Genomic DNA, 14,502 nt, shown 5'->3' with positions numbered 1-14,502 from the left:
GCGGCGGACGCGCCGCCGTGGCCACGCCCGCCGGCTTGGGCCGCGCCACCTGCGTCAGGCGGGGCGCGGGGACGGCCTTGGGCGCCGGTTCCGGGGATTCCGTTTGCGGGGCGGGCGCGGCGGCAGCCTGCGTCCTGGCCGCCGGCGCGGGCTGCGGCGCCGGCATGCGCGGAGCGCTGCGCTGCTGCGCCAGCTGCTGGGCCGGCACTTCGATCACCTCGCCCGCATTGATCTTGAACACCGAGACCGCCTCGGCCAGGCGCTGCGCCTGCTCCTGCAGCGAGCCCGCCGCGGCCGCGGCCTCTTCCACCAGCGCCGCGTTCTGCTGCGTCACTTCGTCCATCTGCGACACCGCCCGGTTCACTTGGTCGATCCCGCTGGACTGCTCTTCGGACGCCGCCGAGATCTCGCCCATGATGTCCGTGACGCGCTTCACCGACGCCACGATTTCCTGCATCGTCGCCCCGGCGCGCTCCACCTGCTGCGAACCCGCGCCCACCTTCGTGACGGAATCCTCGATCAGGCCCTTGATTTCCTTGGCCGCCTGCGCGCTGCGCTGCGCCAGCGAACGCACTTCGCCCGCCACCACCGCGAAGCCCTTGCCCTGCTCGCCCGCGCGGGCGGCTTCCACCGCCGCGTTCAGCGCCAGGATGTTGGTCTGGAACGCAATGCCGTCGATCACCGACACGATCTCGGAAATCTTGCGCGAGCTGGCCGAAATCTCCTGCATCGTGCTCACCACTTCCGACACCGCCGAACCGCCGCGCTCGGCCACGTCCGAGGCGCTCGCCGCCAACTGGTTGGCCTGGCGGGCGTTGTCCGCGTTCTGCTTCACCGTCGAGGCCAGTTCCTCCATCGAGGCCGCCGTCTCTTCCAGCGAAGCCGCCTGCTGCTCCGTGCGGCTGGACAGATCCGTGTTGCCCGCCGAGATCTCGCGCGAACCCACGTTGATTTCGTCCACACCGCGACGCACTGCCGACACCGTGCGGGTCAGGCTTTCCTGCATGCGCTTGATGGCCGCGAACAAGTGGCCGATTTCGTTGGTGCTGCGCACTTCGATGCGGGCGGTGAAATCGCCGGCGGAAATCTTGTCGAAATGGCTGCCCGCTTCGTGCAGCGGACGCAGCACGGTGCGGTTGATGAAGATCCAGCAGCCCAGGGCCAGCGCCAGGGCAATCGCCAGCATCACGATGGTGACGGTGCGCGATACCCCGTGGGCCACCGCCGCCTGCGCGACCAGATCATCGGTGGCCTTGTCCACGAACGCCAGGACTTCGCCCACGGCTTCTCGCAATGCCGTGTTCGCCGCGCTGCCCGCGTCGTTCAGGTCCAGGTAGTCCTGCACCGCCATGGACGCCAGCGCCGTCGCCTGGCGCTTGAACAGACCGTCGAACTGCTTGTAGGCGTTTTCCAGCTTGGCGCTCACGGCCTCCGAACCCGCCAGGCGCGGCGCCTTGCGGTAGGCGTCGAGCGCCTTGGCGCCTTCCTGCATCAGGCCTTCGGCGCGCTTGGCCTGCGAGGCTGCCTGCTCGGTCTTGCCCTGCTGCATGTCCATCAGGGAGGTCGCCAGCAACAGGCGGCCGCGCAGGAACAGGCTGTAGGCTCGGTTCAGCTGCGCCGCCTGCGTGGAATAGGCGTCGTTGACCTGGTCCAGCTTTTGATTGCTGGAATCCAGGCCGACCCACGCCACGCCATTGGATACGAACATGGCGCCCGTGAAGAGCAGCAGCACCAGGATCAGACAGGTGCGAACTTTCAAATTGACAAGCATGAAATATCCGAGCGTTTAGCGACAAGAACCCACACTACCTACCGCGCACGCAACCACGGACGCCCCGGCCCTGGGCCGGCAGCGTCCGTAAGCGCGCCTATCGCCACCCCTTTGGAGCGTGGCCTGAAACTTCACCGCCCTACTTGCGGCTGAACAGACTGGACCCCTGAATCGTCATGAAAGCCGCCGACGCCGCCTGCAGCGCGACCTGGCGCAATGCGAGCTGGCTGGCGCCTTGGTAGTAATCCAGGTCTTCCAGATCCGACAGGGACTTGGCATACGTCAGCCCCTTTTGCGCCCCTGTCGCGTCCAGCGCTTCCAATTCGTTCATGCGCGCGCCCACGGAGGCATTCACCGTCAGCACGTTGTCGTAGTTGGAGGCCAGCTTCTTGTTGGCGGTAGCCAATTCGTTGTTCAGCCTTGCGGTCGCCACCGGATCGCCGGCGCTGGGCGCGTCCAAGGCAGAAATAAGGCTGTCCAGGGTAGCGAACACGTCCACGTCGGTCGACTGAATGCTCTCGACATTGATCACATCGTCTGCTTCGGGAGCGCCCTTGATCGCCACGGAGACGCCGCCGAAATCTATCGTCGCGCCTGCGACATAGGGCGTTGCCGGCTGGCCGGCATCCGGCACCGTCACCGGATTGCTGCCATCGGCGTCGGTCGTGGTCACGCGGTAGCCCATCTCCCCGCTGACCGGGTCGGCTTCGAACTTCACCGAGAAGTTCTTGCCCAGGTTGGGGCTGCCGGGCGTCACGGAGGCCGCGCCGAATTCCGCGGTGCCGGCATTGGTGGAGGGAGCGGACGATACGTATGCCTGAGACCCCGGATTGGCGCGGCCGAAAATATCCTTGCCCAGGTCGCTCGTGGAAAGCTGGCGGCTTTGATCGACCTGGATCGTGCGCTCGCCGACCGATCCGCTATAGACGATCTTGCCCGACGGATCCTCCGAGTAGGGCATCACCTTGCCGTCGTTGCCGGAGAACAGGTACTGGCCATTGCCGTCGGTCGAGTTCGCCAAGCCCAGCAGCTGTTCCCGCGTGCTCTTCAGCGCCGTGGACAGGGCCTGTCGGTCGCTGTCGGACAACACGCCACCTGCCTGGATGATGCGGGTCCGCGCTTCCTGCAAAACGTTCGTGATCGCATCCAGGGTATTGCTTTCCTGGCCAAGATTCGTATTGGCGGTCTGGCGGTTCATCGCGTACGTCGAATTCATGCTCTGCGTCTGCGCCACTCCGATAGCCAACGCGGCCGCCAGTGGATCATCCGCGGGAGTGAGGTTCTTGCGTCCGCTGCCGATCTGTTCGACCAGGCGATTCATGTCCGATTCCTGAGAAAGAATGCCGCTCAGGCCGTTCGTGTACATCATCGTGGTGCTCAGGCGCATGGTGCAGCTCCGATAATCTCTTTAATCATCACAATTCAACCGTCCGATCAACCGCGCAGGCCCAGCAGCGTATCGAAAATGGTGCTGGCCACGTCGATGATGCGCGCGCTGGCCTGGTACTGTTCCTGGTACAGCGACAGGCTGACGTATTCCTCGTTCAGATTGACGCCGGAAACCGATTGCTGGGCGGCCGCCGTCTGCTTGATGAGGTTCACCTGTGCCGTGGCGGCGGCCTTGATCTGCGCGGTCTGCACGCCCACCGTGTTCACGACCTGGCCGAACATGTCGGTCGTACTCATCGTGCCGTGCCCCAGGAGCTTGGCGTTTTCGAGCTGGGCGAGCTTGAGGGCGTTCTTGCCGTTGGCATCGCCGAGCTCGTCGTCGGCCGCCGCGATCTTCTCCGGATCACGGATCACGACCTGGAGGTCGCGCGCCGCGTCGCGCGTCGGCGACAGCGACCATTTGTCGCCCGCCTGCGGCGGCGCGTTGATCGTCAGCGTCACCCCCATTTCGCTGTCCAGGTTCAGCGTGGCGTTGGGAGGAGTACCCGTGGCGGGGCCGTTATAGACCTGGGCGCCCTCGGGCATGCGCAGCACCTGGTAGTTCGTGCCATCGAACGAAATTTCGTAGTCCTTGGCGTTGATGTTCGCCGCGTTCGTGAACGTACCGGATATCTGCGCGTTGCTCTTATTCTGGGTGTTGGGCACGGCCTCGGGCGCGCCGATGCCGAAGAAGTCGCCGCCGGGATTCCCGTTCTGGTCGAAGCCGTCTCGGTGCTGTGCATTGAACGTGAGCGCCAGGCCAACCGCCATCTGGCCCAGCTGGTTCTGCATCACGTCCAGCGACGAGGCGCGGAACTGCAGCAGGCCGCCCAGCTTGCCGCCGGTGATTTCGCTGTCGTTCAATTCGACGGCCACCGTCTTGCCGGAACCGGCCGGCAAGGTGTAGGCCAGCACCGTGCGGCCGGCGTCCTTGGCGGACGCCACCGCCTGCAGCGGATAGATGGAATTGCCCGACAGCAGCGCCTGGCCGCCGCTGGCGAGCGAAATGCTGATCTTGTCGCCTTGTTCGTAAGTCGTGATGCCGATCAGCTGGTTCAGTTCCATGACGGCCTGGTCGCGCTGGTCGAGCAGGTCGTTCGGGGGGCTGCCGCCGGCCTTGCCGGAAGCCAGGGAAATCTGGGTATTGAGGTCGTCGATGCGGGCCAGGTAGCTGTTGACCTGCTCCACCGTCGTCGTGATCTGCGTGTTCAGCCCTTCGCGCTGGTTCTGCATCTCGGTGTAGGCCGAGCGGATCTGCGTGGCCAGGCTGTTGGCCTTGCCCAGCAGGTCGGCGCGGGCGGCCGGATCCGAGGGCTTGCTGGCCACCGCGTTCATGCTGGTGAAGAAGTTGTTCAGCCCGGGCGCGATGCCGACGGTGCGGTCGGCGAACAGGTTGTTGACCTGCGACACCTGGTCCAGCTGGGCTTGCAGCTGGGCGCCGCTGCCCTGCGCGCCGACCAGCTGCTTGTACAGGAAGCTGTCGTAGCTGCGCACGACGGTGTCCACCTGGACGCCGCGGCCGATGTATCCGTTGCTGGTGGCCTGGGCGCCGGCGGTGGAAACCATCACGCGCTGGCGGTTGTAGCCGACCGTGGTGGCATTGTTGATATTGTGACTGGTGGTTGCCAGACCTGCCTGGGCCGCGTTCAGCCCGCCCAATGCCGTTTTGTACAAATTCATGCTGACAATGCCCCGTATTTAACCGCAACCGATATAACTGGATACTCCGTTAACGGCAGGAGATGACCCGAATTTAGAGTCCTTCCAGCATCCGCCGCGAAATTTCCACCTTGGACGCCGCGCCCCGCAACTGGCCCATGACGCCGATGAGCTTCTGGGCGTACTGCGGATCGGTCGCGTAGCCCGCGTCCTGGATCCGCCGGGCCGCCTCGATCTCGTTGCGCGCCTGGGTCACGCTTTCGTAGCGCGGGCTGTTGCCGATCAGGCGGGCGTAGTCCGCGAACGATTCCTCGTAAGAGGCGTAGGCGCGGAAAGGTTGCGTCACCCTTTTCGCCACGCCATCCTCGTATTCGGTCGTGAGCACGTTGACGACCTTGCCCTTCCAGCTGGCGCCCGCCTTGATGCCGAACAGGTTGTAGCTGGTGGAGCCGTCCGCGTGCTTGATCTCGCGCTTGCCCCAGCCGGACTCCAGCGCCGCCTGGCCCATGATGAGACGGGCCGGCACGCCGCTTTCCTGCGAGGCCAGATTGGCCGCGCGCGCCATCTTCGACACGAAGTCGACGACGTGCTCGGGCGCGCCTTCGGCCGCCGCCAGGGCCCGGTCGCTGGGGCGGTTGTTGCGCATCACGTTCAGCAGCGCCGACACTTCGCGCGAACCGCCCGTGCGGAAATCGAGGTCGCCGCCCTGCCCGATCTGCTTGATGGCGTCCGGGGACACGTCGCCCGGCTTGCCTTCCTGCATCTGGGCCAGGATGGCCTTCGACAGCCCGATGCCCGGCGTGGCCAGGTGCAGCGCCAGCTGCTCGTCGGCCATCGACTGCAGCATCTGCGTCTGCTGGGAATCGAACAGGCCTTCCTTGGGCGTGGCCTCGCGCATGCGCTTGAGCATCATCTGCAGGAACAGGGCCTCGAACTGCTTGGCCACCTGCTTCTGCTGGTCGGTGCCCGCCGGATCCTTCTTGACGTCGCGCTTCAGGTCCGACAGGCGCCCCATGTCGAAGACCGAATCCTGCCGTTGGGCGCCGCGCGCCGCGTCTTGGGTGTATGCCATCGCCGTCAGATGATTTCCAGTTCGGCGCGCAGCGCGCCCGCGGACTTCATCGCCTGCAGGATCGCCAGCAGGTCCTGCGGCGTGGCGCCCAGGGCGTTCAGGCCCTTGACCACGTCGGCCAGGTTGGCGCTGGTGCTCACGCGCTGCAAGGAGCCGTTGTCCTGGCGCACTTCGATCTGGGTGTTGGGCACCACCACCGTCTGCCCTTCGGTGAAGGGCGTGTCCGGCTGCGATACCTGGTTCTGGCGGTTGATGATCACGGAGAGATTGCCGTGCGCCACCGCCGCCTCTTCGATCATGACCGTGCGGTTCATGACGACGGAGCCGGTCCGGGCGTTGATGATCACCTTGGCCACGGTGGGCGCGCGGGCGACCTGCAGGTCCTCGACCAGCGACAGGAAGCGCGCCTGGGAAGCCTGTTCCATGGGCGTGCGCACCTGCACCACGCGGCCGTCCAGGGCCGTCGCCGTGCCCTGGCCGAATTTCTTGTTGAGCGCCGCCGCCACGTTCTGCGCGGTGCCGAAGTCGGTATTGTTCAGCTCTACGTGGATGTAGCCATCGCGCGAGAACGTGGTCGGCACGGAGCGTTCGACGATGGCGCCCGCGCTGATGCGGCCGCCGTTCAATTGGTTGATCTGCACGCTGGAACCGCCCGCGGAAGCGCCCGCGCCGCCCACCAGGATATTGCCCTGGGCGATCGCGTAGACCTGGCTGTCGGCGCCCTTGAGCGGCGTCATCAGCAAGGTGCCGCCGCGCAGGCTCTTGGCGTTGCCCATGGAGGACACCACGACGTCCAGCGTCTGGCCGGGCCGGGCGAAGGCCGGCAGGGTCGTGGTGACCATGACGGCCGCCACGTTCTTCAACTGCATATTGCTGCCCGACGGCACGGTGATGCCCAGCTGCGACAGCATGTTGGTCAGGCTTTGCTGGGTGAACGGCGTCTGGCGCACCTGGTCGCCGCTGCCGTCCAGGCCCACGACCAGGCCGTAGCCGATCAGCTGGTTGCCCCGCACGCCCTGGATCGAGGCCAGGTCCTTGAGCCGCTCGGCGTGCACCGCGCCGGCGCCGGCCAGCAGGCTGGCGGCGACGCAAACACGCGCCAGCGCGCGAAAGAGGAAGACAGCATGTTTCATATCAATTGTCCAAAACGCCCCATGCGCAGCGCCTCGGGGGTGGGCCTATCCTTCATGTTCAGAACGGCGATGCCATCAGGAAGAAGCGTTGCAGCCAGCCCATGGTCTGGACTTCGTCCATGACGCCCTTGCTGCGGTATTCGATGCGGGCGTCGGCCACCTGCGTGGACGACACGGTATTCGTGCCGGTAATGGAGCGCGGATCAACCACGCCGGAAAAGCGCACGTACTCGCTGCCGCGGTTGATGGCGATCTGCTTCTCGCCCGCGACTTGCAGGTTGCCGTTGGACATCACGCCCACCACCGTCGTGGTGATGGTGCCGGTAAAGGCGTTGTTGGCGGTGCTGTCGCCCTTGCCCTGGGACACGTTGCCGCCCTTGGCGTCGGTGTTCAGGTTGGCATTGGCCCAGCTGTCCATGAAGGACGGCGCCGCGGCGATGCCCAATGTGGCGTTGCCGCTGCGGTTGGTGTTCGTGGCGACGTTCTTGGACGCGTTCGTCTTTTCGTTGAGCACGATGGTGACGATGTCGCCCACGTTGCGCGGCCGGCGGTCCTCGAACAGCGGATAGTTGCCGTAGGTCGTGGGCTGGTAGATCGAGCCCGTGGGCTGCGCCGAAGGCATGGGCGGCGCCGGCGGCGCGGCCGTCGTCGGCCCGGTCACGATGGGTTCGGGCGGAATCATGGCGCAGCCGGCCATCACCGTGGCCAGGGCCGCGCTCATTGCCAGGCGCAGGACAGACATGGGCATCACAGTTGGGTCAGGCGAGCCAGCATTTCGTCCGACGTCTTGACGGCCTTGCTGTTCATTTCGTAGGCGCGTTGCGTGGTGATCATGTTGACCAGTTCTTCCGCGACGTTGACGTTGGACGTCTCGACGTAATTCTGCATGATCGAGCCGGCGCCATCCACACCGGGCTGCAACAGGTTGGCCGGGCCGGAGGCGTCGGTTTCCAGGTACAGGTTTTCGCCGATGCTCTGCAGGCCGGTCGGGTTGATGAACGTGGCGATCTGGAGCTGGCCGATCTGCACGTTCACGCCGGCGGCGCCCGGCTGGGTCACCGAAACCATGCCGTCGTTGCCGATGGTGATCGACAGCGCGTTGTCGGGCACGTTGATCGGCGGCTGGATCACGTAGCCGCTGACCGTGGTCAGCTGCCCGTTCTGGTCGCGCTGCAGCGCGCCGTCGCGGGTGTAGCCCTGGGTGCCGTCGGGCAGTTCGATCTGCAGGAAGCCGCGGCCGTTGATGGCGATGTCCATCTCGCTGCCGGTGTTGTTCAGGTTGCCCGCGGTATGGATGCGCTCGGTCGCGGCCACGCGCGCGCCCGTGCCCAGCTGCAGCCCGGAGGGCAGCTGGGTGGCGTCGCCGACCTGCGCGCCGGGCTGGCGTAGCGTCTGGTACATCAGGTCCTGGAACACGGCGCGGCCGCGCTTGAATCCATTGGTGGAAACGTTGGCCAGGTTGTTGGAGATCACGTCCATGGAGGTCTGCTGACCTTCCAGGCCCGTCTTGGCGATCCACAGCGAACGCATCATGATGAAGTACTCCTGGTGCCGCGGCCCGGCCGCGCGCGAAAAAAGGTTTTAAATCAGCTGCCGAATCAAGCGCTTACCGACAGGATGCCGTTGGCGCGCTCGGCGTTGCGGTCCGATTGCTGGATCACCTGCATCTGCTGCTCGAAGCGGCGGGCATTGGCGATCATGCCGACCATCGCCGCCATCGGATTGGTATTGCTGCCTTCCAGCACGCCGGCCAGCAGGCGCAGGCTGGGATCGGCGGGCATCGGAGGCACGGGCTGGCCGTTGACGGGCGCCCGGCGGAACACGCCGTCGTCGCCGTGCACCAGCTGCTCCTTGGGCGGGTCGACCAGCTTGAGCCGGCCCAGGTTCAGGATGTTGTTCGGCGCGTCGCCGGCGCCGATGGCCGTGATGGTGCCGTCCGAGGTGATCGTCAGCGCGGCCTGGTCCGGCACGTCGATGATGCCGCCCTGGTCCGACAGCACCGGCTGGCCCAGCGAGGTCTGCAGCAGGCCATTGACGCCGACCTGCAGGCTGCCGGCACGGGTATAGGCCTCGCCCTGCGGAGTCTGCACCGCCAGCCAGCCGCGCTCGCTGGACAGAGCGACGTCCAGGTCGCGCCCGGTGGTCTGCATCGTGCCCATCTGGAAGCTGTTGCCCGGCGTGGACGCGACCGTCGAGACCCGCGTGGGCAGGCTCACTCCGTCCGTCACGAGAACCGACCGGTACAGCGCGATCTGCTCGCGAAAGCCCGGCGTGTTCACGTTGGCCATGTTGTTGCTCAACGCGGCCTGGTGCTCCGTGATGCGCGCCGCGCCATTCATCGCGGTGTAAATAATCCGATCCATTTCCTATTCCATCGCCATCGTCATCGAATATGCGCCTGAAGCGCCGCCCTTCCCCTGCAACCGCCCTCCCCGAGCCGGGCGCCACGGATCCGGCTCCGCCGGTCCGCCAGGCGCGCCCCCTGGAGGGGGGGCCCGCCGAGGGGGAAGCGCCTGCGGCGCTTCGGAGGTGAGCCCTCTACTTCAGGTTCATCAGGACTTGCATGATTTCGTCCTGCGTCTTGATGGTCTGCGAGTTGGCCTGGTAGGTGCGCTGGGCGATGATCATGTTGACCAGCTCCTTGCTCATGTCCACGTTGGAGGACTCGGTCGCCTGGCCCACCACCTTGGACAGGCCGTTGGTGCCGGGCTGGCCCAGGATAGGCTGGCCCGAGGCCGCCGTTTCCGTCCAGGCGTTGTTGCCCACCGGCTGCAGGCCTTGCAGGTTGGAGAAGTCGGCCAGCACGATGGTGCCGACGACCTGGGTTTCGCCGTTGGTGTAGCTGGCCACCAGGCTGCCGTCGCCGCCGATGTTGATGCCGCTGAATTCGCCCGAGGTGTAGCCGTCGGGCTTGGCCACCAGCTTGTAGCTGCTGCCGTACTGCGTGGTGCCGGTGTAGTCCAGCGCGATGTTCAGCGGATCGGCCGGGGTCGTGGTGCCGCCGGGCTGCGCGACGCTCAGGTTGACGATCGGCGCGCTGGTCAGGGCGCCGGCATTGTTGAAGTTCAGCTTGGTGGGGTTGCCCCAGGTGCCGCCGGCTTCCGTGGTCGGCGCCATGGCCTTGCCGTCCATGGTGTAGTAGACGTCGTATTCGCTGCCGGCGCCGCTCGCGGGGCGCTTGACGAAGTACTGCATCACCTGGTGCGAGTTGCCCAGGGAGTCGTACACGGTCATGGGCGACGCGTTGGTGTAGCTGCTGGAGACGGTCGGATCGAACGGCTTGGCCAGTTCGATCGTGGGCGCCTCGTATGCCTGGTAGCTGGGCATGACCGTCAAGTCTTCTGCCGTCCTGCCCCCGGTAATGGTGATATTGCCGGTTCCGGCCGCGTTGGGATACGTACCGTCTATGGGCGTAGGGGCAATGTCGAACACCGCGTCGCCATTCGTGTCCCTGCGGAACGAATAGACCGTGCCCCCCAGATCCACCCGGCCCGGCGCACCGGGATCCGTCGTAGTATCCACGGTGTAGATAACCTTCGCGTTCGCATCCAGGTTGGCCACCGTCGTGGCCGTGGCGGTCGCCTTCGGCGCCACGTTGGCCATGGGCAGCTGCAGTTCCACCGGATTCGCGCCGATGGCGCCGGCCGGGTAGCCGGTCAGGCGGTAGCCCTGGGCGTTCACGATGAAGTTGTTCTTGTCGACGAGGAACTCGCCGTTGCGGGTGTACATCACGGCGCCGCTCTGGTCGGTGACGCGGAACATGCCCTTGGCGCCGTCGATCGCGATGTCGTATTCACCGCCGCCGCCGTTCACCGTGCCCACGGTGAAGCGCTGGTTGATGGCCGCGACCTTCACGCCCAGGCCGACCCGCGAACTGGCATAGACGTCCGCGAACGAGGCGGTCGACGACTTGAAGCCGACGGTGCCCGAGTTGGCGATGTTGTTGCCGATGACGTCCAGGTTCTGCGCCGCGGCATTCAAGCCGCTCAATCCTTGTCCGAAGCCCATGTTCTCTCTCGCTAATCCTTAAACTGAGTGAAGCCGCCGCCCGTGCGCCGGCACCGATTCGTCGCGCCCGCTTCAGGCGCCGATTACCTTGCGCACGTCCAGCATGCTGGTCTGGCCATCCAGGCCCAGGTCCAGTCGCAGGCCGTTGGTGGAATACGCCACGCTCTTGACCTGGCCGTAGCTCAGCACTTCCGAGTTCACCTTCTTGCCATCCACGTCCGTGGCCAGCACGGACACGGTGTACGCGCCGGGCTCCAGGGCCACGCCGCTGTCGTTCTTGCCGTCCCAGTTCAGCGTGTAGACGCCGGTGGACTGTTCGCCCATCTCGATGGTGCGCACGATCGCGCCGTTGGCGTCGGCGATGCGCACCTGGACCTTGGCCGCGTCGGCCTGGAGGTCCAGCCCGTAGGGCGTGACCACGCGCTCGGCGGCGTTGTCGCCGTCCACGCCGACCTTGACTTTGGAGCCGGGGATCAGCACGCCCTTGCCGATCATCGCCACGGCGTTCATCGACTGCGACACGTCGATCTGGCCGCTGATGGCCAGCATCGTGTTCTTCAGGTTGGTGATGCCTTCCACCGTGGAGATCTGCGCCAGCTGGGAGGTCAGCTCGGCGTTCTGCATCGGATTGAGCGGGTCCTGGTTCTGCAGCTGGGTCACCAGCAGCTTCAGGAACTGGTCCTGCAGGCCTTGGGCCGTGCTGCTTGAGTAGGCGCCGGTCTGTGCAAGTCCCAGGCCGGTCTGGCTCGTGGTTTGGTCGACAGTGGTCATGAATTCACTTGTTCAAGAGTTAGGACTGGCCGATGGTCAGGGTCTTCTGCATCAGCGCCTTGGCGGTGTTCAGCACTTCCACGTTCGCCTGATAGGAGCGCGAGGCGGCGATCATGTTGACCGTTTCGGCCACCGGATCGACGTTGGGCATGCTCACGTAGCCCTGCGCGTCCGCCATCGGATGCTGCGGGTCGTAGACCTGCTTCAAGGGCGACTGGTCCTGGACCACGCCGGCCACGCGCACTCCGCCGATCTCCTGGCCCAGGGCCTGGCCGGCGGGCGGATTGACCTGGAACACGACCTGGCGCGCGCGATAGGGCTGGCCGTCCGGGCCGACCACGCTGTCGGCGTTGGCCATGTTGCTGGCCGCGACGTTCATGCGCTGCGATTGCGCGCTCAGCGCCGAACCGGCGATATCAAAAATGCTCAGCAAGGACATTGCCTGGCGCTCCGTTCAGTAATCATTCCTGGATTGCGGCCATCATGGTCCGGATACGGCCTGACAGCATCTGCATGGTGCTTTGGTAGTGCAAGGTGTTATCGGCGAACTGCACGCGCTCGATGTCCATGTCCACCGTGTTGCCGTCCATGCTGGGCTGGTACGGCAGGCGGTACAGGAGTTCGGTGGGGCCTTGCGACACGGCCTTGGCCGGGATGTGGCGGGCGGACGTCAGCGTGAGCGAGGTGTCGGGCAGGCGCTTGGTGCCTTCCATGGCATTGGCCATCGCCGTCTTGAAGTCGAAATCGCGGGCCTTGTAGTTGGGCGTATCGGCGTTGGCGATGTTCGACGACAGCACTTCCTGGCGTTGCGCGCGCAGTCCCAGGGACTGCTGGAAGAACCGGAAATCTTCGTTAAGCCTGTCTAGCATCGTGGCGCCTTCGTGCATTGCAATTCGGATGGACATGGGATCCCGGACGCACCGCTATCCCATTGGATGACGGCATCATAGGGGTGCGCGGGCCGCCACAATCAGCCAAATAACCCGTCATTTCTCATCCAATTCACGTATTGCCCGGCGCCGCGGACTTCTACAATTCATCCATCATGAAAAGCACCGCAAGACGACTCCGCGCGCGCGCCGGCTGCCTGGCCGCCCTGCTGCTGCCCCTGGCGGCCGCGCAGGCCCAGGACGCGGCGGCCCAGCCCTCCGAGGCGATCGCCCTGGCCGCGCAGGCCTACCTGCAGGACCAGCTGGCCAGCCTGCCGGGCCAGCCGTCGATCGCGATCGACCCGCCGCGGGCCGAGCGCCTGACGCCTTGCGACGTTTTGTCCCCGTTTTTACCATCCGGCATGAAGCTGCGCGCCCGCATGACCGTGGGCGTGCGCTGCAACGCGCCCAAACCCTGGACCACCTACGTGCAGGCCACGGTCAGCGTGCCGGGGCAGTACTACGTGGCCTCGCGCCTGATCGCGTCCGGCCAGGCCCTCTCGCCCGACGACCTGGCGCCCCGCGACGGCGACCTGATCGCCCTGCCCCCCGGCGCCATCACCGATCCGCAGGCCGTGGTCGGCATGACCGCCGCCTACCGCATCAACGCCGGGCAGACGGTCCGCGGATCGTCGCTGCGCAATGCCCAGTCGGTGTTGCGCGGCACCAATGTGCGCATCAACGCGCGCGGCAACGGATTCGTGGTCAGCAGCGAAGGCCAGGCGCTGGAGAATGCCGCGCCCGGCGCCATGGTGCAGGTGCGCACCGCCGGCGGCCAGGTGGTCAGCGGCGTGGTGCGCAATGCCGGCCTCGTGGAAATACAACTGTAGGGGTTGTTACATATCGCGTTGCACCAATGGCCCGCCTACCCTAAAGTTCCTTCCGACCCTGTCGTTACAGAGACATGAAGTAGGCGGATCCGTCGCACAACCGACCCCAGGACGCCCTGCGGAGATAATCTTGAAGATCAATTCCACCACCAACCGCCCCCTATCGGCGGACGCCGTCGGCACCCGCCCGGAATCGGCGGTCGCCCAGGCCTATGGCGCCAGCAGCGCCAGCGGCTCCAGCAGTTCGCAGGTGGCGCTGAGCTCGGCCTCGCGCAAGATGCTGGCGCTGCAGGACGGCTCGAACGACATCAACGTCGAGCGCGTTGCCGCCATCCGCGCGGCGATCGCCTCGGGCCAGCTCAAGATCGACACCGGCCGTATCGCCGACAGCCTGATCGCCAGCGCCCGCGACCTGCTGAAGTAAGCCCCGCAACACTCCGACCCGAGCAGCAGCATGACCACGAACACCGTCGACTCCCTGCAAACCTGCATGAGGCAGGAAGACGCCCTGATCACCGAGTTCTCCGCCATCCTGGAAGAAGAGACCGAAGTGCTCGTGGGCCCGGGCAACGTGGGCGCGCTGCAGGAAATCACGGAACGCAAGAGCAGCGTGGCCCGCAAGCTGGTGGATCTCAGCCAGACGCGCGACACCCTGCTGGCCGAGATCGGGCTGCCCAGCGGGCATGCCGGCACCGAACAGGCCGCCGTGCTGCACCCGCAGCTGGCCGGCGTCTGGCAGGCCCTGCTGACGAAGTCGGCATCCGCCAATGAAATCAATCTGCGCAACGGCGCCCTGATCGACGTCCATCTGCGCTACACCCAGCAATCGCTGGATGCCCTGCGCAACCTGGGCGCGGCGGGCGCGCCCGCCACCTACGACGCGCGCGGCCGCGGCGCCCGC

Annotated in this window: 15 protein-coding genes; 3 read left to right on the top strand and 12 right to left on the bottom strand. The window is 66.0% G+C overall.

The features are described from left to right. The 12 genes from ADE01S_RS30515 to flgB form a co-directional block, all read right to left on the bottom strand. On the bottom strand, positions 1–1,771 hold a 1,771-nt coding region (locus ADE01S_RS30515), incomplete at its 3' end, for a methyl-accepting chemotaxis protein (protein ID WP_062685511.1). A 139-nt stretch (positions 1,772–1,910) separates the two neighbouring features. Further along, on the bottom strand, positions 1,911–3,158 hold the full coding sequence (gene flgL, locus ADE01S_RS30510) for a flagellar hook-associated protein FlgL (RefSeq protein ID WP_062685510.1): 1,248 nt from the start codon (positions 3,156–3,158) through the stop codon (positions 1,911–1,913). Positions 3,159–3,205: 47 nt separating this feature from the next. Further along, on the bottom strand, positions 3,206–4,879 hold the full coding sequence (gene flgK, locus ADE01S_RS30505) for a flagellar hook-associated protein FlgK (RefSeq protein ID WP_062685509.1): 1,674 nt from the start codon (positions 4,877–4,879) through the stop codon (positions 3,206–3,208). Positions 4,880–4,952: 73 nt separating this feature from the next. Continuing rightward, positions 4,953–5,930 carry a flagellar assembly peptidoglycan hydrolase FlgJ gene (gene flgJ, locus ADE01S_RS30500; RefSeq protein ID WP_062685508.1) on the bottom strand — a complete coding sequence of 326 codons (978 nt, stop codon included), beginning with the start codon at positions 5,928–5,930 and terminating at the stop codon, positions 4,953–4,955. 5 nt (positions 5,931–5,935) lie between these two features. Next, on the bottom strand, positions 5,936–7,063 hold the full coding sequence (locus ADE01S_RS30495) for a flagellar basal body P-ring protein FlgI (RefSeq protein ID WP_062685507.1): 1,128 nt from the start codon (positions 7,061–7,063) through the stop codon (positions 5,936–5,938). Positions 7,064–7,121: 58 nt separating this feature from the next. Further along, positions 7,122–7,811 carry a flagellar basal body L-ring protein FlgH gene (locus ADE01S_RS30490; protein ID WP_062685506.1) on the bottom strand — a complete coding sequence of 230 codons (690 nt, stop codon included), beginning with the start codon at positions 7,809–7,811 and terminating at the stop codon, positions 7,122–7,124. Further along, positions 7,811–8,596, bottom strand: a complete 786-nt coding sequence (gene flgG / locus ADE01S_RS30485; RefSeq protein ID WP_062685505.1) for a flagellar basal-body rod protein FlgG — start codon at positions 8,594–8,596, stop codon at positions 7,811–7,813. Before flgG ends, ADE01S_RS30490 begins: the two co-directional genes overlap by 1 nt. A gap of 65 nt (positions 8,597–8,661) precedes the next feature. Further along, complete coding sequence (locus tag ADE01S_RS30480) at positions 8,662–9,426, bottom strand: flagellar basal body rod protein FlgF (RefSeq protein WP_062685504.1); 765 nt, start codon at positions 9,424–9,426, stop codon at positions 8,662–8,664. A gap of 175 nt (positions 9,427–9,601) precedes the next feature. Further along, the gene (locus ADE01S_RS30475) at positions 9,602–11,071 is read right to left on the bottom strand and encodes a flagellar hook-basal body complex protein (RefSeq protein WP_062685503.1); all 1,470 of its coding nucleotides are present in this window, start codon (positions 11,069–11,071) and stop codon (positions 9,602–9,604) included. A gap of 72 nt (positions 11,072–11,143) precedes the next feature. Beyond that, positions 11,144–11,842, bottom strand: a complete 699-nt coding sequence (locus ADE01S_RS30470) for a flagellar hook capping FlgD N-terminal domain-containing protein (protein ID WP_062685502.1) — start codon at positions 11,840–11,842, stop codon at positions 11,144–11,146. A 19-nt stretch (positions 11,843–11,861) separates the two neighbouring features. Continuing rightward, positions 11,862–12,281 (bottom strand): flagellar basal body rod protein FlgC, encoded by a 420-nt coding sequence (gene flgC, locus ADE01S_RS30465; RefSeq protein ID WP_062685501.1) that lies wholly within the window; start codon positions 12,279–12,281, stop codon positions 11,862–11,864. Between the two features lie 22 nt (positions 12,282–12,303). Next, positions 12,304–12,711: a flagellar basal body rod protein FlgB gene (gene flgB / locus ADE01S_RS30460; RefSeq protein WP_013393388.1), complete on the bottom strand. Its 408-nt coding sequence runs from the start codon at positions 12,709–12,711 to the stop codon at positions 12,304–12,306. Between the two features lie 176 nt (positions 12,712–12,887). Here flgB and flgA point away from each other — a divergent pair, with 176 nt between their 5' ends. The 3 genes from flgA to ADE01S_RS30445 all read left to right on the top strand — a co-directional run. Next, positions 12,888–13,601: a flagellar basal body P-ring formation chaperone FlgA gene (gene flgA / locus ADE01S_RS30455; RefSeq protein WP_062685512.1), complete on the top strand. Its 714-nt coding sequence runs from the start codon at positions 12,888–12,890 to the stop codon at positions 13,599–13,601. 130 nt (positions 13,602–13,731) lie between these two features. Continuing rightward, on the top strand, positions 13,732–14,025 hold the full coding sequence (gene flgM, locus ADE01S_RS30450; RefSeq protein WP_062685500.1) for a flagellar biosynthesis anti-sigma factor FlgM: 294 nt from the start codon (positions 13,732–13,734) through the stop codon (positions 14,023–14,025). A gap of 30 nt (positions 14,026–14,055) precedes the next feature. Continuing rightward, positions 14,056–14,502: flagella synthesis protein FlgN (locus ADE01S_RS30445; RefSeq protein ID WP_062685499.1), on the top strand; the 447-nt coding region annotated here is incomplete at its 3' end.

This window comes from Achromobacter denitrificans NBRC 15125 (assembly GCF_001571365.1).
Taxonomy (GTDB): domain Bacteria; phylum Pseudomonadota; class Gammaproteobacteria; order Burkholderiales; family Burkholderiaceae_B; genus Achromobacter; species Achromobacter denitrificans.
The sequence above is the reverse complement of the archived record's forward strand: the minus strand, read 5'-3'. Positions and strand labels throughout refer to the sequence as shown.